24 protein-coding genes are annotated in these 21,793 nt (G+C 67.4%); 7 read left to right on the top strand and 17 right to left on the bottom strand.

Annotation, left to right across the window (positions count from 1 at the left end; translation table 11 throughout):
* Positions 1-95 precede the first annotated feature (95 nt).
* Positions 96-1,325, bottom strand: a complete 1,230-nt coding sequence (locus tag O6P39_RS07530) for a YihY family inner membrane protein (protein ID WP_275610758.1) — start codon at positions 1,323-1,325, stop codon at positions 96-98.
* Positions 1,326-1,450: 125 nt separating this feature from the next.
* On the opposite strand from O6P39_RS07530, the gene arsC reads away from it, so the two are divergent.
* Genes arsC through O6P39_RS07515 form a run of 3 tightly spaced genes read left to right on the top strand, consistent with a single transcriptional unit; the run spans position 1,451 to position 2,847 of the window.
* Positions 1,451-1,804 (top strand): arsenate reductase (glutaredoxin), encoded by a 354-nt coding sequence (gene arsC / locus O6P39_RS07525; protein WP_015478300.1) that lies wholly within the window; start codon positions 1,451-1,453, stop codon positions 1,802-1,804.
* Positions 1,801-2,397, top strand: coding sequence for an NAD(P)H:quinone oxidoreductase (gene wrbA, locus O6P39_RS07520; protein WP_275610757.1), 597 nt, complete (start codon positions 1,801-1,803; stop codon positions 2,395-2,397). Before arsC ends, wrbA begins: the two co-directional genes overlap by 4 nt.
* A complete protein-coding gene (locus O6P39_RS07515; RefSeq protein ID WP_275610756.1) occupies positions 2,398-2,847 on the top strand; it encodes a DUF2069 domain-containing protein in 450 nt (149 codons plus the stop codon).
* Positions 2,848-2,871: 24 nt separating this feature from the next.
* On the opposite strand, the gene hda is transcribed toward O6P39_RS07515, so the two are convergent.
* Positions 2,872-3,576: a DnaA regulatory inactivator Hda gene (gene hda / locus O6P39_RS07510; protein WP_152221526.1), complete on the bottom strand. Its 705-nt coding sequence runs from the start codon at positions 3,574-3,576 to the stop codon at positions 2,872-2,874.
* Positions 3,577-3,733: 157 nt separating this feature from the next.
* Positions 3,734-4,774 (bottom strand): DUF2066 domain-containing protein, encoded by a 1,041-nt coding sequence (locus tag O6P39_RS07505; RefSeq protein WP_275610755.1) that lies wholly within the window; start codon positions 4,772-4,774, stop codon positions 3,734-3,736.
* Positions 4,775-4,983: 209 nt separating this feature from the next.
* Between O6P39_RS07505 and purM the strand changes: the two genes are divergently transcribed.
* From purM to O6P39_RS07490, 3 genes are read left to right on the top strand one after another with little or no spacing between them, the layout of a single operon-like run.
* Positions 4,984-6,045 (top strand): phosphoribosylformylglycinamidine cyclo-ligase, encoded by a 1,062-nt coding sequence (gene purM / locus O6P39_RS07500; RefSeq protein ID WP_275610754.1) that lies wholly within the window; start codon positions 4,984-4,986, stop codon positions 6,043-6,045.
* Positions 6,045-6,695, top strand: a complete 651-nt coding sequence (gene purN / locus O6P39_RS07495; RefSeq protein WP_275610753.1) for a phosphoribosylglycinamide formyltransferase — start codon at positions 6,045-6,047, stop codon at positions 6,693-6,695. Before purM ends, purN begins: the two co-directional genes overlap by 1 nt.
* Positions 6,696-6,705: 10 nt before the next feature.
* Positions 6,706-7,422, top strand: a complete 717-nt coding sequence (locus O6P39_RS07490; RefSeq protein WP_275610752.1) for a DUF3108 domain-containing protein — start codon at positions 6,706-6,708, stop codon at positions 7,420-7,422.
* 249 nt (positions 7,423-7,671) lie between these two features.
* Here the strand turns inward: O6P39_RS07490 and O6P39_RS07485 are convergent, their stop codons facing one another.
* The 5 genes from O6P39_RS07485 to O6P39_RS07465 form a co-directional block, all read right to left on the bottom strand.
* Positions 7,672-8,604, bottom strand: coding sequence for a DUF2167 domain-containing protein (locus O6P39_RS07485; protein ID WP_275610751.1), 933 nt, complete (start codon positions 8,602-8,604; stop codon positions 7,672-7,674).
* A 165-nt stretch (positions 8,605-8,769) separates the two neighbouring features.
* Positions 8,770-9,321 carry a glutathione peroxidase gene (locus tag O6P39_RS07480; protein ID WP_275610750.1) on the bottom strand — a complete coding sequence of 184 codons (552 nt, stop codon included), beginning with the start codon at positions 9,319-9,321 and terminating at the stop codon, positions 8,770-8,772.
* Positions 9,322-9,369: 48 nt separating this feature from the next.
* A complete protein-coding gene (locus tag O6P39_RS07475; RefSeq protein WP_275612059.1) occupies positions 9,370-9,492 on the bottom strand; it encodes a hypothetical protein in 123 nt (40 codons plus the stop codon).
* The gene (locus tag O6P39_RS07470; protein ID WP_275611907.1) at positions 9,489-10,682 is read right to left on the bottom strand and encodes an MFS transporter; all 1,194 of its coding nucleotides are present in this window, start codon (positions 10,680-10,682) and stop codon (positions 9,489-9,491) included. The genes O6P39_RS07475 and O6P39_RS07470 overlap by 4 nt, the downstream gene beginning before the upstream one ends.
* Before the next feature lie 75 nt (positions 10,683-10,757).
* Complete coding sequence (locus O6P39_RS07465) at positions 10,758-11,174, bottom strand: MarR family winged helix-turn-helix transcriptional regulator (RefSeq protein WP_275610749.1); 417 nt, start codon at positions 11,172-11,174, stop codon at positions 10,758-10,760.
* A gap of 174 nt (positions 11,175-11,348) precedes the next feature.
* Here O6P39_RS07465 and O6P39_RS07460 point away from each other — a divergent pair, with 174 nt between their 5' ends.
* Entirely contained in the window at positions 11,349-13,169 is a 1,821-nt protein-coding gene (locus O6P39_RS07460) for an acyl-CoA dehydrogenase C-terminal domain-containing protein (protein WP_275610748.1), read from the top strand.
* 201 nt (positions 13,170-13,370) lie between these two features.
* Here O6P39_RS07460 and O6P39_RS07455 read toward each other — a convergent pair whose 3' ends face one another.
* The 9 genes from O6P39_RS07455 to O6P39_RS07415 form a co-directional block, all read right to left on the bottom strand.
* Positions 13,371-14,036: an adenosylcobinamide-GDP ribazoletransferase gene (locus O6P39_RS07455; protein WP_275611906.1), complete on the bottom strand. Its 666-nt coding sequence runs from the start codon at positions 14,034-14,036 to the stop codon at positions 13,371-13,373.
* Between the two features lie 143 nt (positions 14,037-14,179).
* Complete coding sequence (cobC, locus tag O6P39_RS07450) at positions 14,180-14,767, bottom strand: alpha-ribazole phosphatase family protein (protein WP_275610747.1); 588 nt, start codon at positions 14,765-14,767, stop codon at positions 14,180-14,182.
* A complete protein-coding gene (cobT, locus tag O6P39_RS07445; RefSeq protein WP_275610746.1) occupies positions 14,764-15,819 on the bottom strand; it encodes a nicotinate-nucleotide--dimethylbenzimidazole phosphoribosyltransferase in 1,056 nt (351 codons plus the stop codon). Before cobT ends, cobC begins: the two co-directional genes overlap by 4 nt.
* Positions 15,816-16,337: a bifunctional adenosylcobinamide kinase/adenosylcobinamide-phosphate guanylyltransferase gene (cobU, locus tag O6P39_RS07440; RefSeq protein ID WP_275610745.1), complete on the bottom strand. Its 522-nt coding sequence runs from the start codon at positions 16,335-16,337 to the stop codon at positions 15,816-15,818. Before cobU ends, cobT begins: the two co-directional genes overlap by 4 nt.
* 120 nt (positions 16,338-16,457) lie before the next feature.
* On the bottom strand, positions 16,458-17,909 hold the full coding sequence (locus O6P39_RS07435) for a cobyric acid synthase (protein WP_275610744.1): 1,452 nt from the start codon (positions 17,907-17,909) through the stop codon (positions 16,458-16,460).
* Positions 17,906-18,907 carry a threonine-phosphate decarboxylase CobD gene (gene cobD / locus O6P39_RS07430; protein ID WP_275610743.1) on the bottom strand — a complete coding sequence of 334 codons (1,002 nt, stop codon included), beginning with the start codon at positions 18,905-18,907 and terminating at the stop codon, positions 17,906-17,908. Before cobD ends, O6P39_RS07435 begins: the two co-directional genes overlap by 4 nt.
* Positions 18,908-19,837 carry an adenosylcobinamide-phosphate synthase CbiB gene (cbiB, locus tag O6P39_RS07425; protein WP_275610742.1) on the bottom strand — a complete coding sequence of 310 codons (930 nt, stop codon included), beginning with the start codon at positions 19,835-19,837 and terminating at the stop codon, positions 18,908-18,910.
* On the bottom strand, positions 19,834-20,490 hold the full coding sequence (gene bluB / locus O6P39_RS07420; RefSeq protein ID WP_275610741.1) for a 5,6-dimethylbenzimidazole synthase: 657 nt from the start codon (positions 20,488-20,490) through the stop codon (positions 19,834-19,836). The genes cbiB and bluB overlap by 4 nt, the downstream gene beginning before the upstream one ends.
* Positions 20,487-21,782, bottom strand: a complete 1,296-nt coding sequence (locus O6P39_RS07415; RefSeq protein WP_275610740.1) for a cobyrinate a,c-diamide synthase — start codon at positions 21,780-21,782, stop codon at positions 20,487-20,489. Before O6P39_RS07415 ends, bluB begins: the two co-directional genes overlap by 4 nt.
* Between the last annotated feature and the right edge of the window lie 11 nt (positions 21,783-21,793).

The following is a 21,793-nucleotide window of genomic DNA, read 5'->3' as shown; positions in this document are numbered from 1 at the left end:
AAGCGTGCCAATCCACGAATAGCCAAGATTGGTGCGCCTCGCGCCCGCCACGAAAGTTTCGAAGCATCAGAATCGCCCGAAACTGACGTTTTACGTCACTCAGAATGTGACGGCTTCAACCATTCTGCGAGGCTGGCGCCAAAAAGCGCCTGTCGTTCCGCCTGGTAGCGCTCCAGGGTTTGCCGCAAGGCGGGGTACCAGGGCTCGTCCAGCTCCGCCGGCAAGGCATCGAGGCACGGCAGCGGCCAGGGGCTGCGGTTGAGCAGGTGATGCAGGCGGTAGCTGCCCAGGTCGCGGCACAGGACCCAGGACGCACTGGTCGCGCCTACGCGGCAAACCAGTTGCTCGCTCTCCAGAAAATCGAGGATTTCCTCCCACTCATCCTCCGGCAACAGCCATCCCGCGCGGTGCAGATGCTCCAGCCGGGTGGGCACGCCGTGCCGCTGACGATCGAAGAACACCCGCAGCACCCCGAGGATCACCAGCAGGCGCGGCAGCGCACGGCGGCGCCACAAGCGCGTCGAGGACAGGTTGCAGACCAGCTCCGCACCGAACAGCACGATCAGCCAGGACAGGTAGATCCACAGCAGGAACAGCGGCACGGTGGCAAAGGCGCCGTAGATCAGCTTGTAACCAGGGAAAAAGCTCACGTAGAGGCCGAACAGCGACTTCGCCGCCTCGAACAGGATCGCGGTGAACACGCCGCCAGCCAGGGCATGCAGGAACGGCACCCGCGCATTGGGCACCGCCGCGTAGATCAGAGTGAAAGCCGCCACGCTGAACAGCAGCGGCATGAATTTCAGCAAGGTCGCCGCGCCCGGCAGGGCATGGGGACCGGACAGCAGCGACAGCGAGGTGATGTAGGTCGACACCGCAAAGCCCGTCCCCAGCAGCAGCGGCCCCAGACTGAGGATCGCCCAGTACAGCAGGAAGCGCGCGACACCACGGCGCGGCTGGCGCACCCGCCAGATGGCGTTGAAGGCCTTCTCGATGGTCACCAGCATGGTGAACGCGGTGACCGCCAGGAACGCCACGCCCAGCCAGGTCAGATGGCGCGCCTGCACGGTAAAGTTACGCAGATAGGCCTCAACCGCTTCGCCGGTGGAAGGCACGAAGTTGCGGAACACGAACAGCTGGATGCGCTCCCCCATCCCCTCGAAGGCCGGCACGGCCGACAGCATGGCGAAGGTCACGGTCATCATCGGCACGACAGCGAACAGCGTGGTGTAGGTCAGGGCCGCCGCGCTGTTGGGCGCCTTGTCGGCGTGGAAGCGCTGGACCAGATAGCGGCCGAACTCGACCAGGCCCTGCAAGCGTTCGCGCATGAATTGTCCTTTGGCTGCACAGAAATATCCGCCCTCGTAGATCGCGCCGCACGACAGCGGTTCAGTCCGATCCGAGGAGGCGGTTAGAATAGCCGCCACTTCATCGGCCTTGCGAGTCCCGGCACATGAGCCAGATTTCACTGTTCCACAATCCCCGCTGCTCGAAATCCCGCGGCGCCCTCGAACTACTGGAAGAACGTGGCATCCAGGCGGAGATCATCCGTTACCTGGAAACCCCGCCCAGCGCGGCTGAACTCAAGGCGCTGCTCGGCAAGCTGGGCATCGGCGCGCGCCAACTGCTGCGCACCGGCGAGGACGAGTACAAGACCCTCGACCTGGCCAACCCGGCGCTCAGCGACGAACAACTGATCGAGGCGATGGCCAGCCATCCCAAGCTGATCGAGCGACCGATCCTGATCGTCGGCGATAAGGCGGTGATCGGCCGCCCGCCGGAGAAGGTGCTGGAGATCCTGCCTTGAGCACAGCCTACATCCTGGTCCTCTACTACAGCCGCCACGGCGCCACCGCCGAGATGGCGCGGCAGATCGCCCGTGGCGTGGAACAGGGCGGCCTGGAGGCGCGCGTGCGCACCGTGCCGGCGGTCTCCACCGAGTGCGAAGCCGTGGCCCCGGACATCCCCGCCGAAGGCGCGCTCTACGCCACCCTGGACGACCTGAAGGACTGCGCCGGCCTGGCCCTGGGCAGCCCGACGCGCTTCGGCAACATGGCCGCACCGCTCAAGTACTTCCTCGACGGCACCAGCAGCCTCTGGCTGACCGGCGGCCTGGTCGGCAAGCCGGCAGCGGTCTTCACTTCCACCGCCAGCCTGCATGGCGGCCAGGAAACGACGCAGCTGTCGATGCTGCTGCCGCTGCTGCACCACGGCATGATCGTCACCGGCATTCCCTACAGCGAGCCGGCGCTGCTGGAGACCCGCGGCGGCGGCACGCCCTACGGCGCCAGCCATTTCGCCGGCGCGGACGGCAAGCGCAGCCTCGATGACCACGAAATCACCCTGTGCCGCGCGCTGGGCAAGCGCCTGGCCGAAGTCGCCCGCAAACTGGAGAGCTGAATGGCCCGCAAGAACAAACCGCTGCCGCCCATGGAGTGGCTCAAACCCCGGCTGGCCGCCAGCCGCGCGGTCGCCCTCGGCAGCTTCATCGGGCTGATCCTGCTCATCGTCATCTGGGACCTGCTGTTCGCCGACGCCCACGGCGCCGCGCACTGGGTGCCCTGGGCGGTGCTGGCGTTCAAGCTGCTGCCGCTGCTGGTGGTGGCGCCGGGCATGCTGATCGGCAGCGCCCGCGGCCATGCCTGGGCGTGCTACGTGATCAACCTGTACTTCATCCTCGGCGTGCTCAACGCCTTCGATCCGAACCACGCCATCTTCGGCTGGGCCGAGATCATCCTCAGCGTGTCGCTGTTCTGTTCGGCGCTGCTCTACACGCGCTGGCGCTTCCAGTACGACCGCAAGCGGGCTGGCGAAGGCGAAGAGCCGAAGCAGGAGGCGACCAGCGCCTGAGGTGCCGCGTAGGAAACCTGGGCCTTACCAGCCCATGGTTTCCTTCAGGAAGGGAATGGTCAGCTTGCGCTGGGCCTGCAGCGAGGCCTTGTCCAGCTCGTCCAGCAGGTCGAAGAGGAACTGCATGCTGCGTGCACCGCGGGTGAGGATGAAGCGTCCCACTTCGTCGGTCAGGTGCAGGCCGCGGCGCGAGGCACGCAGTTGCAGCGCGCGAAGCTTTTCGTCGTCGGTCAGCGGATGCAGCTGGAAGATCAGCGAGAGGGTCAGGCGGGATTTCAGGTCCGGCAGCTTCACCGGCAGCTCCCGCGGCGACACCGAGGCCGAGAGCAGCAGCTTGCGGCCGGAATCGCGCAGGCGGTTGAACAGGTGGAACAACCCCTCTTCCCACTCGCGCTTGCCGGCCAGCGCATCGAGATCATCAAGGCACACCAGTTCGCGCTGTTCGAGGTTGTCGAAGATTTCCGGGCCGTAGGGCACCAGGTCGGCCATCGGCAGGTAGACGGACGGTTCACCCAGCTGTTCGGAGCGGATACAGGCAGCCTGCAGCAAGTGGCTACGGCCCACGCCTTCGGCACCCCAGAGGTAGATCAGGCTCTCCGTCCAGCCTGCCTCTGGTTCGCACAGGCGCTCGACATAGCCCAGCGCCGCCGCATTGGCGCCGGGGTAGTAGTTGGCGAACGTTGCGTCATCACGCAGGCGTACGCTTAAGGGGAGCTGCATAGGAGTCATGCGGGCCGGGCGTTTCTTCAATCGCTTGTGGTGGGCCGTGGTGACTGAAAGTTTATCCAAATCAGAAGGATAACGCAGCTACTCAGTGCGGGTCAGAGCGGCCGTCCCCTGGGAACGGGACCTTGTCCGCACCCAGGGCCGGGATTATCCGTGCAAGTTACCAGTGGAAGCGCAGGACGCTCGCACGCGGCACGGCGGGGTTCGGCACCGGCTGGCCGCTGGCGTCCACCGCCGGCTGGGCCGGTTCGGCGGAAGCCTCCTGCAGACGCGCCAGGGCCAGTTGCGCGCGCAGTTGCTCGGGGCTGGCGGTCACGTTGTAGACCAGCTTGCCGCCCTGGACCAGCACCAGCTTGGCGCCCATGGGTTCGAGCAGACGCGACACCTCGGCATAGCGGGCCAGGTCGGCTCCCTCGATCTCCAGCACCTGCGCGGTGGCGGCACCGGCGGAACCGACGAAGCGCTGCGACAGGCGCTGCGAAACGCCCAGCATCACTGCATCGGCCAGCGCATCGGGGGTATCGCCCTGGGCCTGGCCCTGCTCGCGGCTGTCGCCCATCCATACACGCCAGGTGGCGCTCCACTTGCCGTCGGCCTCCTTGGCGTCCACCGCCAGCAGGGCATCGGCGCCGTAGCGCTCGGAGGCGGACTGCAGCGCGCCGGGTTGCGCGGCGTTGATGTTCTCGGCGGTACCGACCTGCTGCTCGCTGAGGTCGGCCATCGGTAGGCGCAGCGGCAGGCCGCGACGCTGGGCGGCGCGATTCAGGGGAGCGGCGGCTTCCTGGCTGTCACCCACCAGGCTGCTGCCGTTGGCGCCTTCGTTCAGCCACCAGGCCAGCACGGACGGACGGCTGGCACCCCACACCGGCAGACCGGCCTGACGCAGCGCCTTGTCGGTGGCGGTCGGATCGAAATCGACCACCAGCGCCAGGGGCGGGCCATTCTCGTAGCCGTACTGACTGATCAGTTGCTGCGGGTCCTTGAAGTAACCAGCCAGCGCGGGGCTTTGCAGACCACGGCTGTCGCCGGTCAGGCGCTGCACCAGGGTCTGCAGGGCGCGGGTCAGGCCGGCGTTGCGCTCATCCGGCTGCTGGGAGGCGACCGGCTCATGTACCTGGTAGAGGTTGCCGAGGGTTTCAGCGAAGCTGGGCAGGCTGAGCAGCGACAGGCAGAGGATCAACAGGCGGGCGGTCAGACGCATGGCGGGCTCTCGCGGAAGAATCGGGACGCCGCATCGTGCGAGGCGGCAAAGAAGGCCTATACCTTAAACAGCCGTCCAGCCAGCGGCAACAGCGCGAGATGGCCGCTGCCGGGCAAGCCTGATAAAATCCCGCGCCTCCCGCGCAGGCTGAGCGCGCCGATGGCGTGCTCTGGCCGCAAGACGAATCATCCCTCTATAGGCCTGGATTTATGAGCAACAAGCAACCCTCGTTGAGCTACAAGGACGCCGGTGTGGACATCGACGCCGGCGAAGCCCTGGTCGAACGCATCAAAGGCGTCGCCAAGCGCACCGCGCGTCCGGAAGTGATGGGCGGCCTGGGTGGCTTCGGCGCTCTGTGCGAAATCCCGGCCGGCTACAAGCAGCCCGTGCTGGTCTCCGGCACCGACGGCGTCGGCACCAAGCTGCGCCTGGCGCTGAACCTGAACAAGCACGACAGCATCGGCCAGGACCTGGTCGCCATGTGCGTGAACGACCTGGTCGTATGCGGCGCCGAGCCGCTGTTCTTCCTCGACTACTACGCCACCGGCAAGCTCAACGTCGACGTGGCCGCCACCGTGGTCACCGGCATCGGCGCCGGTTGCGAGCTGGCCGGCTGCTCCCTGGTCGGTGGTGAAACCGCCGAGATGCCCGGCATGTATGAAGGCGAAGACTACGACCTGGCCGGCTTCTGCGTTGGCGTGGTGGAAAAATCGGAAATCATCGACGGCTCGAAAGTGGTCGCCGGCGACGCCCTGATCGCCCTGCCCTCCTCCGGCCCGCACTCCAACGGCTACTCGCTGATCCGCAAGATCATCGAAGTCTCCGGCGCCGATATCGAAGCCACCCAGCTCGACGGCAAGCCGCTGGCTGACCTGCTGATGGCCCCGACCCGCATCTATGTGAAGCCCCTGCTGCAACTGATCAAGCAGACCGGCGCGGTGAAGGCCATGGCCCACATCACCGGCGGCGGCCTGCTGGACAACATCCCGCGCGTGCTGCCGGACAATGCCCAGGCCGTCATCGACGTGGCCAGCTGGCAGCGCCCGGCGGTCTTCGACTGGCTGCAGGAAAAAGGCAACGTCGACGAGACCGAAATGCACCGCGTGCTGAACTGCGGCGTGGGCATGGTCATCTGCGTCGCCCAGGACCAGGTCGAAGCCTCGCTCAAGGCCCTGCGTGACGCCGGCGAGCAGCCGTGGGTCATCGGCCGCATCGACGCCTGCGCCGCCGACGCCGAGCGCGTGGTCCTGAACAACCTGAAAGGCCACTGATGTCCACACCTTGCAATGTCGTGGTGCTGATTTCCGGCTCCGGCAGCAACCTGCAAGCCCTGATCGACAGCCTCGCCGACGCCCCGTCGTCGGCGGTGATCCGCGCGGTACTTTCCAACCGCGCGGACGCCTATGGCCTGGAGCGTGCGCGCAAGGCCGGCATCGAAACCTGCTTCCTCGACCACAAGGCCTATGCCGACCGTGAAAGCTTCGATGCCGCGCTGATCCAGGCCATCGACGGCTTCAGCCCCGACCTGGTGCTGCTCGCTGGCTTCATGCGTATCCTCAGTCCGGGCTTCGTGCGCCACTACCACGGCCGCCTGCTGAACATCCATCCGTCCCTGTTGCCCAAGTACAAGGGCCTGCACACCCACCAGCGCGCGCTGGAAGCCGGCGATGCCGAGCATGGCTGCAGTGTGCACTTCGTTACCGAGGAACTTGATGGTGGTCCTCTGGTCGTACAGGCGGCAATCCCGGTACAGTCTGACGACACGCCGGAAACGCTGGCGCAGCGCGTTCACCTGCAGGAGCACGTGATCTATCCGCTGGCCATGCGCTGGTTCGCCGAAGGCCGTTTGCGCCTGGGCGAGCAAGGCGCCATGCTGGATGGGGAGACTCTCCCCGCCTCCGGCCATTCGTACCGAACCTAGGAGATTCGTGATGCGTAGAGCCCTGCTGTTCCTGATGGCTGTACTGACCTTGCCGGCGCAGGCTTTCGAGCTGCAGCCGTTCGAGGCCAGCTACACCGCCGACTGGAAACAGATGCCGATCAGCGGAACCGCCTCCCGCAGCCTCAAGCAAGGCGACGGCGGCCGTTGGGAACTGGACTTCAAGGCGTCCATGCTGCTCGCCAGCCTCACCGAAAGCAGCACGTTCAAGGTCGAAAACGACGTCTACCTGCCGCTGACCTACCGCTGGGCCCGTGAAGGCCTGGGCAAGAACAAGCAAACCGAGCTCGATTTCGACTGGGCCGAGAAGCAGGTGCTGGGCAGCGACCGTGGCGACCAGGTGCGCCAGCCGCTGAACAAGGGCCAGCTGGACAAGTCCACCTACCAGCTCGCGCTGCAGCACGACGTCGCCGTCGGCAAGAAAGCCATGAGCTACCAGGTGATCGAGGGTACCGACACCGATACCTACGACTTCCGCGTGCTCGGCGAGGAGAAGGTCCGCACCCAGGCCGGCCTGATCACCGCCATCAAGGTGGAGCGCGTACGCGACCCCACCAAGAGCAACCGCAAGACCATCCTCTGGTTCGCCAAGGATTGGGACTTCCTCCTCGTGCGCCTGTATCAGCAGGAGTCCGATGGCAAGGAATACCAGATCATGCTCAAGGAAGGCACCGTGAACGGCAAAGCCGTCCAGGGCGAGAAAGGCTGATCCTTCAGCGAAAAGAAAAGCCGGGCAATTGCCCGGCTTTTTCATTTCCGCGCCACGCGGAGCGCGGAGCCTGTAGGAGCGAGGGGGACGCCATCGCTATTGCTCGCGAACCGCTTGGCGTCGATACCGTCGGACACAATGTTCGCGAGCAAGCTCGCTCCTACGAAGAGCCGCACGCCGTAGTGAGCGCGGCCAATAAAAAGCCGGGCAACGCCCGGCTTTTTATTGCCTGGAGAATCAGGCTGCGTATCAGCCTTCGTTCGACGGCTTGCGCTTGAAGCGGCGGGCGATCCAGCCGATGGCCAGGGCCGGGACGATCCACAGTTTTTTCAGCAGGACCAGCAGGGTGGCGAACAGACCAACCTTGGCCGCGACCTTGCCGGCGATCAATGCACCCAGGCCATAGGCGGCGACCTTGTCGACGCTGGGGTTGAAGTCGACATAGCGGCTGCCCGGGTTGAACTCGGTCATCGCCAGCACCTTGCCGACGTTCTTCTCGATCTCCGGCAGTTGCTCCATGCCAGCGACGAAGTTCAGCACCAGCACGCCTTTGCGGCCCAGCACGCGGATGTTGTAGTTCAGCGTGTGTTTCTTGCTGTCGCCGAACTTCAGCTCCTTGGCCCAGTACAGCTTCTTCTCGGCCGCGTCATAGTGCGGCGGTGCCGCCCAGCCGATCAGCTGGATGGCTTCGAAACCCTGTTTCTCGCGCTCTGGATTGGCTTCGCGCAGGTCGTCCTGCATTTCCTTGAGCATCTCGGCGTAGTCGATCTTCCCGGCGTCCTCATCGGAGACGTAGCCGCTCTCCTCGTACTGCACGGTCACCGCCCAGGCGGCGGGTTCGAAGGGCGAGACGCCGGCCGGCATCAACATGCCCAGCGGCGGCTCCGCGTTCGGCGGGTTGCCCCAGGCTTCGAGTACCCGCTCGGCGTCCGCGCTGTCGAGGAAGACGAAGTTTTCCGGCAGATCGAAGGTCGCGAGGTTGTCGCCCACCACCACCTTGCCCTTCTTGAAGTGCAGGCTGGCGACGAAGGTCTCGGGGGACATCTCCTCGTCCGATTCTGCAGCCGGTGCGGTGGCAGGCGCGGGTGCCTCGCTCTGGGTAGACGTGGCGGTGGCTGCGAACGCCGGTGCGGCGACAGCCTGGGCGAGCAATGCAACGAGGAAGAGGGCTTTGCCATCCATAGGGGAAATCTCCTGAATCAGTCCATGATCCGGTGACCGCCTGACGCGGTACCTGGAAGTGAATTGTGGCATCTCGCCACGACATCTGTAACAGAAAATTTCTCACAGACTGGCGCAGGCACAAAAAAGCCGGGCATCGGCCCGGCTTTCTGGCGGCGCTACGGATCAAGGCTGACTGGCAATGGCCTTCTCCACTGCCGCCTGCAACTCCGGATCATCCGGCTTGGTCAAGCTGGAAAACTCCGCCACGACCTTGCCCTGGCGATCCACCACGTACTTGAAGAAGTTCCAGCGCGGCACCTGGTCGGCCTGGGCGGAGAGGTCCCTGAACAGCGGGATGGCCTCGTCGCCGCGGACGTGCTGCACCGAGGTCATGTTGAAGGTCACACCGTAGTTGCCATAGCAGATCTTGGCGGTCTCGGCGGCATCGGCGTCTTCCTGCTTGAAGTCGTCGGAGGGCACGCCGAGCACTTCCAGGCCCTGCCCCTTGTACTTCTGGTACAGCGCTTCCAGCCCCTTGAACTGCGGGGTGAAGCCGCAGTGACTGGCAGTGTTTACCACCACCAGCGGCTTGCCGGCGTACAGCTCGCACAGGTCGAGCACATCCTTGGAGCGCAGCTTGGGCAGCTCGCCCTGGGTCTTGAGCAGCGCCGGGCAGTCGGCGGCTTGCGCGACCAAGGGCAGTAACAGGGACAGGGCGAGCAGGGAAAGACGCATGGCAGTGATCCTCGAATTATCCCGTCACGCTACGCTGCGCGGCGCCCCTCAGCAACTGCCCATACCCAGTTGCATCAACGCCAGCCCGCCGAGCTGCCAGCCCCACCAGGCGAGGCCGGCCAGCACCAGGCCGAGGCCCAGCGCCAGCATGATGGCCAGTGAACGCTTCACGCCGCCCCCAGCGCCGCCCGCTCGACCGGGCGCTCGCGCACCGGCCAGTTGAGCAGGCCGGCGAGCAGGCTGAGGAGGATGGAAATCTGCCAGACCAGGTCGTAGTTGCCGGTGTGGTCATACACGTAGCCACCCAGCCAACCGCCGAGGAAGGCGCCGATCTGGTGGAACAGGAAGGTGATGCCGCCGAGCATCGACAGGTTGCGCACGCCGAACAGCGTGGCGACGGTGCCGTTGGTGAGTGGCACCGTGGACAGCCACAGCAACCCCATGGCGATGCCGAACGCGTAGGCGGTCCACACGGTGAGCGGCGCCCAGAGGAAGGCAAGGATCACCACGCCACGCAGCAGGTACAGTCCGGTGAGCAGCTTGGGCTTGCTCATCCGTCCGCCGAGCCAGCCTGCGATGTAAGTGCCGAAGACGTTGAACAGCCCCACCAGCGCCAGCACCGTGGTGCCAACGGTGGCCGGCAGATGGCGATCCACCAGATACGCCGGCAGGTGCACACCAATGAACACCACCTGGAAGCCGCAGACGAAGAAGCCCAACGACAGCAGCCAGAAGCCGGAATGCCCGGCGGCCTCGCGCAGCGCCTCGCCGAGGGTCTGCTCGTGGCCCTGGATCGGCAGCGGTTTGTCACGCATCAGCCCGGACAGCGGGACGATCAACGCCACCAGCAGCCCCAGCGCCAGCAGCGCGGCGGACCAGCCCAGCCAACTGATCAGGCCGAGGGTACCCGGCAGCATGGCGAACTGGCCGAAGGAGCCGGCGGCCGCCGAGATGCCCATGGCCATGCTGCGCCGCTCCAGCGGCACCGCGCGGCCCACCGCGCCGAGGATCACCGAGAAGGAGGTGCCGGAGAGGCCGATGCCGATCAGCAGGCCGGCGCTCAGCGACAGGCTGAAGGCCGAATCGGAATAGCCCATCAGCACCAGGCCGATGGCGTAGAGAATGCCGCCCACCAGCACGGTGCGCATGGCGCCGAAGCGGTCGGCGATGGCCCCGGTGAACGGCTGGGCGATGCCCCAGATGAGATTCTGCAGCGCAATGGCGAAGGCGAAGGTCTCGCGCCCCCAGCCGAACTCGGCGCTCATCGGCGCCAGGAACAGGCCGAAGCCGTGGCGGATGCCCAGGGACAGGGCCAGGATCAGGGCGCCGGACAAGAGTATCCAGAACCCCGTACGCGACAGCTTCGACATCATTATCTCCTACACGGGTATATACCCGCTTTCAATCAGGGTCTTTCCATTGCACGCCGGCCGCTGCTAACTCTCCAGCTCGGCCAATTCATCCAGCAAGGCTTCCAACTGACGGCGCTTTTCCTCGCCCAGGTGGGCCGCCACATCCCGCTGCGCCGCATCCCAGGCTTCACGGCCCTGTTCGATGCGCGCCAGCCCTTCCGGGGTCAGCACCACGATGCGGTTGCGCAGGTCCTCGCCCTCCGCCAGCCGCACCAACCCTTCGCCTTCCAACGGCTTGAGGTTGCGCCCCAGGGTACTGCGGTCCAGGCCCATGGCTTCGGCCAGGTCGGAAATGCTCGGCTGCTCCAGCCGCGAGAGGTGCCGCAACAGGGAAAATTGCGGCGTGGTCAGCCCAACGCCCTTCAGGGCGTCGTCATAGACACGGGTGACCGCGCGGGCGGAGCGGCGCAGCTTGGTACAGAGGCATTGGGTCGTCAGCATGAATGCGTGTATATACCCGCAAATGGCGAGCCGTCAATCCCGGCCGCCACCGATTGTCCCATCTGCCAGAGCGCCGCGTTGGCGCAGCCAAGGGCACCACGCGGAGCCAGCCGTATAACTGCGGACATCCAGCCCCGCACCGTCGGCGGGGCGCGCCATGGCCCGAGGTTCCCGATGCCCGTCTACAAAGCCCCGCTGCGCGACACCCGCTTCCTGCTCAACGAAGTCTTCGATTTCCCCACGCACTACCGGAACCTGGTGAATGGCGGCGAAGCCACGCCGGACATGGTCGACGCCATCCTCGGCGAATGCGCGAAGCTCTGCGAGGAAGTGATCGCCCCGCTCTACCACAGCGGCGACGAGGAAGGCTGCCACCTGGAGAACGGCGAAGTGCGCACGCCCAAGGGCTTCAAGGAGGCCTATGACGCCTATGTGGCCGGCGGCTGGCAAGGCCTGTCGCACCCGGTGGAATACGGCGGCCAGGGTCTGCCGATGAGCCTGGGCGCGCTCAAGCAGGAGATGATGGGCACCGCCAACTGGCCTTTCTCGATGTACCCGGGGCTGTCGCTGGGCGCGATGAACACCGTGATGCAGCACGGCACCGAGGAGCAGAAGCAGACCTATCTCACCCCGCTCACCGAAGGCCGCTGGGGTGGCACCATGTGCCTGACCGAGCCGCAGTGCGGCACCGACCTGGGCCAGGTGAAGACCCGCGCCGAAGCCAACGCCGACGGCAGCTACGCCATCACTGGCACCAAGATCTTCATCTCCTCCGGCGAACACGATCTCACCGAGAACATCGTGCACATCGTCCTCGCCCGCCTGCCGGATGCACCGAAAGGTACGCGCGGCATTTCGCTGTTCATCGTGCCGAAGTTCCTTCCGGGCGAAGGCAACACACTCGGCCCGCGCAATAGCGTCACCTGCGGCGCGCTGGAAAAGAAGATGGGCATCAAGGCTTCGGCCACCTGCGTGATGAACTTCGACGGCGCCACCGGTTACCTGATCGGCGAGCCGAACAAGGGCCTGGAGTGCATGTTCACCTTCATGAACAGCGCGCGCATCGGCACCGCCATCCAGGGCGTGGCCACCGCCGAACTGGCCTATCAGGGCGCGCTGGCCTACGCCCGCGAGCGCCGCTCCATGCGTGCGCTGTCCGGCACCAAGGAGCCAGGCGAGATCGCCGACAGCCTGATGCACCACGGCGACGTGCGCCGCATGCTGCTGACCCAGAAGGCCGTGGCCGAGGGCGGCCGCGCGCTGATCTATCTGGCCACCCAGTACGCCGACAAGATGATCCAGGGCCTGCTGAGCAACGATAACGCCGAGTACGACCGCTGGGACGACAAGCTCGGCTTCCTCACCCCGATCCTCAAGGGCTGCCTGACCGAACTGGGCCTGGAGAGCGCCAACCTCGGCATGCAGGTGTTCGGCGGCCACGGCTACATCAAGGAACACGGCATGGAGCAGATCGTCCGCGATGCGCGGATCGCCACGCTCTACGAGGGCACCACCGGCATCCAGGCGCTGGACCTGCTCGGTCGCAAGGTCCTGCTGATGACCCAGGGCAAGGCCGTGCGCGACTTCACCCGGCAAGTGGCGAAGTTCGCTGTCGAGCTGCTCAAGCAGGAACCGGCCATGCGCGGCCGCGCGCTCACGCTGCTGAAGCTCTGCGCGCAGTGGAACCTGCTGACGCTGCGCATCGCCCTCACCGCCCGCAAGCAGCGCGACCTGGTGAGCACCGCCAGCCACGATTACCTGATGTTCTCCGGCTACGCCGCGCTGGCGTATTCCTGGGCGCTGCAGGAGGCCGCCGCGCGCAAACGCCTACGCCAGGGCGGCAGCGAGTCGAGCGACTTCTACAAGGCGAAGATCGCCACCAGTGACTTCTACTTCGCTCGCTTGCTGCCCCGCGCCAAGGGGCACGCGGCGGCGATGGCCAAGCCGGTGCGGTCAATCATGGGATTGAAGACGGAGCATTTCGCGTTTGATTAACCTAGGCGCCAAGCCCTCGCTCGCACCTGCCTGACCTCCGGCGCGAGCTTCAGCCCTCTCCCCCGCCCTCTCCCTGAAGGGAGAGGGAGCCGCCCGTGCCGGCTGAAACCGCGGCATCAACCGGCACCATACAGTCCCCTCTCCCTTCAGGGAGAGGGTTAGGGAGAGGGGCTCCCCAACCAGGAACTTCCGAAGGGGAGTTCAGAGCGCCAGCGCCACCAGCACCGCGCACTCGATCAGCTCCACCATCGCCCCGGCAGTGTCTCCGGTAGTGCCACCCAGGCGAGCGATGAGGCGTCTGCGCAACCAGACGAAGACCACCAGGGTAACCGCCACCGCGAGCATGCCGGGCAGCCCCGCCAGCACCATCAGCGCGGCGTTGCCCGCCAACATCCAGGGCATCGCCCGGCGCGGCAAATGGTCGGCCAGCGCCTGTCCCAGGCCGCCAGGGCGGGCGTATCCGGTGGTGAGGAACAGCAGCGGCAAGGCGCAACGCCCCAGCCAGGGCGCCAGCAGCAGCGCCCAGTACTGGTGATTGCCGAGCACCGCGGTGAGCGCGGCGAACTTCAGCAGCAGCACCACGACCAGGGTCACCACCGCCACCGGTCCACAGCGCGGGTCCTTCATGATCGCCAGGGTGCGTTCGCGATCGCCCAGACCACCGACCCAGGCATCCGCCGTATCGGCCAGACCATCCAGGTGCAACGCGCCGCTGATCACCACCCACAGCGCCAGCAGCAAGGCCGCCTGAAGCAGCAGGTGCACGTTGACCAGCAGCTCGCCCACGGCCATCAGCAGCGCACCGACCAGCAACCCCACCAGCGGATAGAACAACGTCGCCCGGCCGAACTGCTCCGGGGTCGGCATGTTGGTGAAGTGCACCGGCAGGCGGGTGAGGAACTGCAGCGCCACCAGCGGCAGGCACCAGTCGCTGAGTTGCGCGGTGGGCAAGGAAGTGGATGCGTCGCCCGACGGCGGCACGGGCTCCTCTCGTTCGGGTTGTTCGCTCATCATTGTTCCGCCTGCTGGATTCGCCAGCTGCCGCCTTCACGCGTCACCGCCAGCGACAGGCACTGGCCGTGATCGACCACCACCTCCAGCAAACGCCGGGCCGGCAAGCCACCCGCCAATGCCCCCAGCAGGCGCATCACGCCGCCGTGGGTCACCACCAGTACACAGGCTCCGGCGTGGTCGCGGTGCAACCGCTCCAGTGCGCGGAATACGCGGAATTCGAAATCGCCCAACGGCTCGCCATCGGGCGGAGGAAACGCGTACGGATCGGACCAGAAACGCCCCAGCGCCTGGGCATCGCTTTCCATCAGCTTAGCTGGCGAAAGGCCTTCCCATTGACCGAAGTCCAGCTCGCGCAGGTCGGCGTCCAGGCTCAGCGGCAGCCCGTGGCGGCCCGCCAGCTCCTCGGCGAAGGCGGCGCAACGACGCAGCGGCGAGCTGACTACCGCCGACCAGCGGCACGCCTGGCCGACGGTCGAGCGCATCTGCGTCCAGCCGGTCTCGGTCAGCGCATCGTCCAGGCGTCCGCGAAAGCCGCCGCCCTGCTCCGTCTCGCCATGGCGCAACAGGTCCAGGCGCAGCGTCATGCCGGGCGGTCCGATACCGCCGCCTCGGCGAAGGTGGCCATGCCGTCATGCAGCCGGCACGCCTGGCGCAGCAGCGGCACCGCCAGCGCCGCACCACTGCCTTCGCCCAGGCGCAGGCCGAGGTCCAGCAGCGGCTGTGCATTCAGCGCCCTGAGCACACGGTTGTGCCCCGGTTCCGCGCCGGCATGGGCGAACAGCAGCCAGTCGCGGCAGCCGGGATTGAAGTGCGTGGCGCAGAGTGCGGCGGTGCTGCAGATGAAGCCGTCCACCAGCGCCGGAATGCCCTTCTGCGCGCAGGCCAGATAGGCGCCGACCAGCGCGGCGATCTCGAAGCCGCCGAGGCGGCACAGTGCCTCGAAGGGATCGCCGCAATGGGGCCGGTGCAGGGCCAGCGCACGGTCGATCACCTCGACCTTGCGCGCCACGCCCTGGGCGTCCAGCCCGGTGCCGGGGCCGACCAGCGCCTGCGCCGGCTCGTCCAGCAGCGCACAGGCCAGCGCGGCGGCAGCGCTGGTGTTGCCGATACCCATCTCGCCACCGATGAACAGCTCCGTACCGGCCTGCTGCGCGCGGCGCACCGCCTCGCGCCCGGTTTCCAGGGCGATCAGGCACTGCGCGGCAGTCATCGCCGGTTCTTTCGTGAAGTTCGCGGTGCCGGCGCCGACCATCACATGCAGCACGCCCGGCAGCGGTTCCAACGGCGTCGCCGTGCCCAGGTCGATGACCTCCAGGCGCGCATCGAGATCGCGGGCCAGCACGCTGATCGCCGCGCCGCCACGCACGAAGTTGCGCAGCATCTCCACGGTCACCGCCTGCGGATAGGCCGATACACCCTCCGCCACCACCCCGTGATCGCCCGCGAACAGGGCAATCCAGATGTGTTCCAGCGCCGGCCGCTCGCGGCCCTGCAGGCCGGCCAGGCGGATGGTTTCCTCTTCCAGCCGGCCCAGCGCGCCGCGCGGCTTGGTCAACTGGTCCTGACGCGCGGCGGCCTTGTCCTGCGCCACGCGATCGATCGGTTGGGTACCCTGCAGCCACCATTGCAAACTCATAACGCGTCCCCCTTCAGCACCATGGGCAGGCCGGCGACGGTGAACACCACGCGCTCGCTGACCTCGGCCAGCGACTGGTGCAGCCAGCCGGCCTCATCGACATAACGGCGGCTGAGCTCGCCCAGCGGCACCACCCCCAGACCGGTTTCGTTGCTGACCAGGATGATCCGCCCCGGCAGGCGCGGCAGCACCTCCAGCAGCGCATCGATCTCGCCGCGCAGGCGCCAGCCGTCCTCATGGATCAGCAGATTGGTGACCCACAGGGTCAGGCAATCCACCAGCACGCAGCGCTGCGGCTCCGCCAGGCGCTCCAGGGCATCGGCCAGGGCCAGCGGTTCCTCCACCAGGCCCCACTGCGCGGGACGGCGCTCGCGATGATGGAGGATGCGTTCGGACATCTCGCCATCGCCGGCCAGTGCAGTGGCGACGTAGGTGACCGGCAGGCCGCTTTCCAGCGCCAGGCGTTCGGCCAGGCGGCTCTTCCCCGAACGGGCTCCGCCAAGGATCAGTTCAAGCATGGTGTCCCCCTAAGATCGCTCCTACGAAAAGCACTCTGGTAGGGCGCATGACGTCCCCCGCGTTATCCGCCGAAGTCACGGCGCCGCAACATGGCGGATAACCGCGAACGGTTATCCGCCCTACAGTCCGCACAGCGCCCTCAGCTTTTCGATATTCAGATGCTCCTCGACCTGGTCGGCCAGGCGCTCGATGTCGCGCTCACGCAGGGCGTGGTAATCGATGCTCTGCACCTCACGCAGCCCGGCCCAGCGCAGCAACGCCGAGCACGCGGCCGGCGACTCGAACAGGCCGTGCAGGTAAGTCCCCATCACCTGGCCATCCGCACTCATGGCGCCATCGACGCGACCATCGCTCAGGCGTACCGCCGGACTCGCCAGCGCCGGCCCCGCGGTGACGCCGGCATGAATCTCGTAACCGGCGACCTCGGCGTCTTCCAGCGCCAGCCGGCCGCTGACGTTGCGCAGTTGCTTCTCCGGCTCCAGCACGGTGCGAAAGTCCAGCAGACCGAGGCCGTCGCTCTCCCCCGCCGCGCCTTCCAGCCCATGCGGGTCCGCCAGGGTGTGACCGAGCATCTGCAGGCCGCCGCAAATCCCCAGGAGCTTGCCGCCATAGCGCAGGTGGCGCTGGATCGCCGACTCCCAGCCCTGCTCGCGGAGGAACGCGAGATCGGCACGCACGCTCTTGGAGCCGGGCAGGATGATCAGGTCGGTCGGCGGCAGCGGCTGCCCCGGCCCGACGAAGGTCAGCTCCACCTGCGGGTGCAGGCGCAACGGATCGAAATCGGTGTGGTTGCTGATGCGCGGCAGTACCGGCACCGCCACCCGCAGGCGCTCGCCGGTCTTGGCCGACTGGCGGATGTCGATGGCGTCCTCGGCTTCCAGGTGGAAGTCCATCAGGTACGGCAGCACACCCAGCACCGGCACGCCGGTACGCTCCTCCAGCCAGTCGAGGCCGCCCTGCAGCAAGGCGATGTCGCCGCGGAAGCGGTTGATCACGAAGCCCTTCACCCGCGCCCGCTCCGACTCGGAGAGCAGCTCCAGGGTGCCGACCAGGTGGGCGAAGACGCCGCCCCGGTCGATGTCGGCGATCAGGATCACCGGGCAGTCCACCGCCTCGGCGAAGCCCATGTTGGCGATGTCGTTGGCGCGCAGGTTGATCTCCGCCGGCGAGCCTGCACCTTCCACCATGACGACCGGGTATTGCGCACGGAGACGCTCGTGGGACTCCAGCACCGCCTGCATCGCCACCCGCTTGTAGTCGTGGTAGGCGGCGGCGTTCATGCTGGTCACCGCACGGCCGTGGATGATCACCTGGGCGCCGACGTCGCTGTTGGGCTTGAGCAGCACCGGGTTCATGTCGGTGTGCGGCGGCAATCCGCAGGCCTGGGCCTGCACCGCCTGGGCGCGGCCGATCTCGCCGCCGTCGGCGGTTACCGCACTGTTGAGCGCCATGTTCTGCGGTTTGAACGGCGCCACCGCCACGCCCTGGCGGCGCAGCCAGCGGCACAGCGCGGTCACCAGGGTGCTCTTGCCGGCGTCGGAGGTCGTGCCTTGCACCATCAAGGTGGTCATCGCAGGCCCTCCATCTGGTTGAAGGTGCGCAGGCCGTGCTCCAGGCGCCGCCAGCCATCCTCGTCCGGCGGCAGGCCGAAGCGCAGGCTGACCGGCGAGTCGAACAGACGCACGAGAATCCCCTGGCGCGCCAGATGGTCGCGCAGCGCACGGCTCTGCATCGACACCGTCCATTGGAACAGCGAGGTGCCGCCCTGGGGCGCGAAACCCTGCTCGCCGAGCAGCCCCGCCAAACGCCGGCTGGCCTCGGCCAGGTCGCGGCGGCGCTCGACGTGCTCGTGGAAGTCGCCCAGGACCGCCTGCGCTACCCAGCGTGTCGGGCCGTTCACCGCCCAGGGGCCGATCAGTTGGGCAAGACTCGCCAGCAGGCGCGGCTCGGCGAAGGCAAAGCCCAGGCGCGCACCGGCCAACCCGAAGAACTTGCCGAACGAACGCAGCACCACCAGGCCCGGCCGGCTGGCGCAGCTGGCGACCAGGCTCTGCTCCGGGGTGCAGTCCATGAACGCCTCATCCACCACCAGCCAGCCACCGCGCTTCTGCAACTGCGCGTGCCACTCCAGCAGTACGCCGGGCTCGATGCGGCGGCCGGTGGGATTGTTCGGGTTGACCACCACCAGCACGTCGAAGTGCTCCAGGTGCTGGGGTACTTCCTGGTCACTGACCTCCCGCAGGCTATGCCCCGCGCTGCGCCAGGCTTCGGCGTGTTCGGCGTAACAGGGCGAGACCACGCCGACCTTGCCCGGCTGGCGCAGCTTCGGCAGCAGCTGGATGGCCGCCTGGCTGCCGGGCAGCGGCAGCAGCTGTTCCGCGCCGTAGTAACGGCAGGCAGCCGCTTCCAGGCCGTCGCTGTCCTCGGGCAAGCGCATCCAGGCGTTGGTTGGGATGTTCGGCAGGCTCCAGGGCCAGGGCGAGACGCCGGTGGACAGGTCCAGCCACTCCGCCAGCGGTATACCGTACTGCTGCGCCGCCCGGCGCAACCGGCCACCATGTTCGAGCATTCAGAGCACTCCCAGAATCAGGATGACCGCCAGCCACAGCAGCACGCCCTGGCGCACCAACGCCAGCGCTCGCCAGATGTCCGCGGCAGTCGGTGCAGAGCCTTCGCCCAGCTGCGGGCGTTCATGCAGTTCGCCGTGGTAACGCGCCGCGCCGCCCAGTGCGACGCCCAGGGCGCCAGCGCCGGCGGCCATCACCGGGCCGGCGTTGGGGCTGTCCCACTGCGGCGCCTGGGTGCGCCAGCAGCGCATGGCCAGGCGGGTCTGCCCGAGCAGCGCATAGGTCAGCGCGACCAGCCGCGCGGGGATGTAATTAAGCACGTCGTCGATCTTCGCCGCCGCCCAGCCGAAGCGCTCGAAGCGTGCATTGCGATACCCCCACATGGCATCGAGGGTATTGCTCAGCCGATACAGCACCACGCCCGGCGCGCCGGCCACGGCGAACCAGAACAGCGCGGCGAACACCGCGTCGCTGCCATTCTCCAGCACCGACTCGGTGGCGGCGCGGGCCACGGCGGACTCGTCCAGCGCGGAGGTCTCGCGGCTGACCATATAGCCCACGCGCAGGCGCGCTTCATTCAGGTCGCCGTCACGCAATGCCAGCGCCACCGGCTCGGCGTGCTCACCCAGGCTGCGCAGCCCCAGCGCGGCATACAGGGCGAGTGCCTGGACCAGCCAGCCGACGTAGGGCAGCAGGCTCAGCAGCAGCGTGATCAAGGTCAGCGGGATCACCGCCAGCACCCAGGCGGTGACGCCGTGACTGCGCCATCCAAGGCCGGGCGTATCGCTCGCAGCGTCGGTGCGCGAGCGATTGAAGCGGCGCTCCAGGCGGTCCGCGAAGCGCCCGAAGGCCACCAGCGGATGCCAGCGTTTCGGCTCGCCCAGCAGCGCGTCCAGCGCTACCCCGAGCACAGTCAGCAGCGCCAGGTTCATGGCTGCTCTCCCCAATGATTCTCGAATACCAACTCGGTCAGCGGGCGCGGCTGACGCCAGCCTTCCAGGGCCAGCATGGGCGCCGGGTAGAACTGTTCCACCGGGCCAAGGCAGATCACCGCCACCGCCTCGGCACCGGCAGGCAGCCCCAGCAATTCGCCCAATGCGGCCGGGTCGAACAGCGACACCCAGCCCATCCCCAGACCTTCCGCGCGGGACGCCAGCCAGAGGTTCTGAATGGCGCAGGACAGCGACGCCAGGTCCATCTGCGGCAGCGTGCGACGACCGAAGACATGCGTCTCGCGGCCTTCCATCAGGGCCGCCACCAGCAGCTCGGCGCAGTCGAGCACGCCCTCCACTTTCAGCCGCATGAATTCACTGGAGCGCTCGCCCAACGCCTCGGCGGTGCGCAGGCGTTCCTCATCCACCAGGCGGTGGATCGCCTGGCGCAACTCCGGCCGGGTGATGCGCAGGAAGCGCCAGGGCTGCATCAGACCGACGCTGGGCGCCTGGTGCGCGGCCTCCAGCAGACGAGCGAGCAGCTCCGGCGCCACCTCGCCGCCACTGAAATGGCGCATGTCGCGGCGTTCGGCGATGGCGCGGTAGAGCGCGGCGCGCTCCTCGGGGCTGTAGGCGTGGTCGGTCGTTTTCATGGTCTGAGCAACGCCGCTGCGGCGTCCGGGTTGGACGGCAGGTAGAAGTGGATGTAGGAGGCGGTGAGCCGGCCACGGCGGAACACCGCCTCGACCACCGGTTTGTCGTTCGGACAGACGCCTCGGGCCAGTGGCGGCTCCGCGCTGTCCAGCAGCGAATGGTGGAAGGTGTGGCCGCGCAGGGTGCCTTCGGGCAGCGTCACGGCTTGTAGCGCCAGGGCCGCCAGGCGCTTCTGCATGCGCGCCTCGCCAGGCAGCAGGCCGAGCAGTTCGGCGCGTTCGCCCGCCACGTCGGTCAGTGCGTCGAAGAGATAGAGCATGCCCCCGCACTCGGCCAGGATAGGCTTGCCGGCAGCGTGGTGCGCGCGGATCGCATGGGCCATGGCCCGATTTTCCGCCAGCGCCCGCAGGTGCAGTTCCGGGTAACCACCGGGTAGGTAGAGGCTGTCTACCTCGGGCAACGCCTCATCGCGCAGCGGCGAGAAGAACACCAGTTCCGCACCCAGTTCACGCAGCAGGTCGAGGTTGGCCTGGTAGAGGAAGGCGAAGGCATTGTCCCGCGCCACGCCGATGCGCACGCCCTCGAGGCGGTCTTGGGCAACGCGCGGCTCGGGCGCTGCGAAGCTCACCGGCGCCGGCAGCTCGGTACTGGCGCTGGCAGCCAGGGCATCGGCGGCGGCGTCCAGGCGGGCATCGAGGTCGGCCAGTTCATCGGCCTGCACCAGCCCCAGGTGGCGGCTGGGCAGCTCCACCTCGGTGTCGCGCGGCAGCGCGCCGTACCAGCGAATCCACTCCGGCAGGCTGTCGCGCACCAGGTCGCGATGGCGCTGGCTGCCGATGCGGTTGGCGAGCACGCCGGAGAATGGCAGGTCCGGTTGGTAAGTGGCCATGCCGACCGCCAGCGCGCCGAAGGTCTGGGCCATGGACTGCCCATTGATCACCGCCATCACCGGTACGCCGAAACGACGGGCGAGATCGGCGGCCGAGGGTGAGCCGTCGAACAGCCCCATCACGCCTTCGATCAGGATCAGGTCGGCCTCCTCGGCGGCTTCCCAGAGCAGGCGGCGGCTCTCGGCCTCGCCGACCATCCACAGGTCCAGCTGGTACACCGGCGCGCCGCTGGCGCGGGCGAGGACCATCGGGTCGAGGAAGTCCGGGCCGCACTTGAACACCCGCACCTTGCGCCCGAGGCGCGTGTGCAGGCGCGCCAGGGCGGCGGTGACGGTGGTCTTGCCCTGGCCGGAAGCGGGGGCGGCGATCAGGAGTGCGGGGCACTGACGGGAGTCGGACATCAGGTGCGCTC

The sequence above is a fragment of the Pseudomonas sp. PSE14 genome, assembly GCF_029203285.1.
In the GTDB taxonomy this organism is placed as follows: Bacteria; Pseudomonadota; Gammaproteobacteria; order Pseudomonadales; family Pseudomonadaceae; genus Pseudomonas.
This window is presented reverse-complemented; position numbering and strand designations above follow the sequence as displayed.

Bases quoted from the DNA above. Each gene is read 5' to 3' on its own strand.
- hda (WP_152221526.1), bottom strand. From the start codon at position 3,576: ATGACTCCTATGCAGCTCCCCTTAAGCGTACGCCTGCGTGATGACGCA.
- cobU (WP_275610745.1), bottom strand. From the start codon at position 16,337: ATGCTTGAACTGATCCTTGGCGGAGCCCGTTCGGGGAAGAGCCGCCTG.
- O6P39_RS07485 (WP_275610751.1), bottom strand. From the start codon at position 8,604: ATGGATGGCAAAGCCCTCTTCCTCGTTGCATTGCTCGCCCAGGCTGTC.
- O6P39_RS07515 (WP_275610756.1), top strand. From the start codon at position 2,398: ATGGCCCGCAAGAACAAACCGCTGCCGCCCATGGAGTGGCTCAAACCC.
- O6P39_RS07460 (WP_275610748.1), top strand. From the start codon at position 11,349: ATGCCCGTCTACAAAGCCCCGCTGCGCGACACCCGCTTCCTGCTCAAC.
- cobC (WP_275610747.1), bottom strand. From the start codon at position 14,767: ATGACGCTGCGCCTGGACCTGTTGCGCCATGGCGAGACGGAGCAGGGC.
- O6P39_RS07530 (WP_275610758.1), bottom strand. From the start codon at position 1,325: ATGCGCGAACGCTTGCAGGGCCTGGTCGAGTTCGGCCGCTATCTGGTC.
- O6P39_RS07480 (WP_275610750.1), bottom strand. From the start codon at position 9,321: ATGCGTCTTTCCCTGCTCGCCCTGTCCCTGTTACTGCCCTTGGTCGCG.
- O6P39_RS07415 (WP_275610740.1), bottom strand. From the start codon at position 21,782: ATGTCCGACTCCCGTCAGTGCCCCGCACTCCTGATCGCCGCCCCCGCT.
- O6P39_RS07465 (WP_275610749.1), bottom strand. From the start codon at position 11,174: ATGCTGACGACCCAATGCCTCTGTACCAAGCTGCGCCGCTCCGCCCGC.
- O6P39_RS07505 (WP_275610755.1), bottom strand. From the start codon at position 4,774: ATGCGTCTGACCGCCCGCCTGTTGATCCTCTGCCTGTCGCTGCTCAGC.
- arsC (WP_015478300.1), top strand. From the start codon at position 1,451: ATGAGCCAGATTTCACTGTTCCACAATCCCCGCTGCTCGAAATCCCGC.
- bluB (WP_275610741.1), bottom strand. From the start codon at position 20,490: ATGAAAACGACCGACCACGCCTACAGCCCCGAGGAGCGCGCCGCGCTC.
- cbiB (WP_275610742.1), bottom strand. From the start codon at position 19,837: ATGAACCTGGCGCTGCTGACTGTGCTCGGGGTAGCGCTGGACGCGCTG.
- cobT (WP_275610746.1), bottom strand. From the start codon at position 15,819: ATGAGTTTGCAATGGTGGCTGCAGGGTACCCAACCGATCGATCGCGTG.
- purN (WP_275610753.1), top strand. From the start codon at position 6,045: ATGTCCACACCTTGCAATGTCGTGGTGCTGATTTCCGGCTCCGGCAGC.
- cobD (WP_275610743.1), bottom strand. From the start codon at position 18,907: ATGCTCGAACATGGTGGCCGGTTGCGCCGGGCGGCGCAGCAGTACGGT.
- O6P39_RS07490 (WP_275610752.1), top strand. From the start codon at position 6,706: ATGCGTAGAGCCCTGCTGTTCCTGATGGCTGTACTGACCTTGCCGGCG.
- purM (WP_275610754.1), top strand. From the start codon at position 4,984: ATGAGCAACAAGCAACCCTCGTTGAGCTACAAGGACGCCGGTGTGGAC.
- O6P39_RS07455 (WP_275611906.1), bottom strand. From the start codon at position 14,036: ATGCCGACCCCGGAGCAGTTCGGCCGGGCGACGTTGTTCTATCCGCTG.
- O6P39_RS07435 (WP_275610744.1), bottom strand. From the start codon at position 17,909: ATGACCACCTTGATGGTGCAAGGCACGACCTCCGACGCCGGCAAGAGC.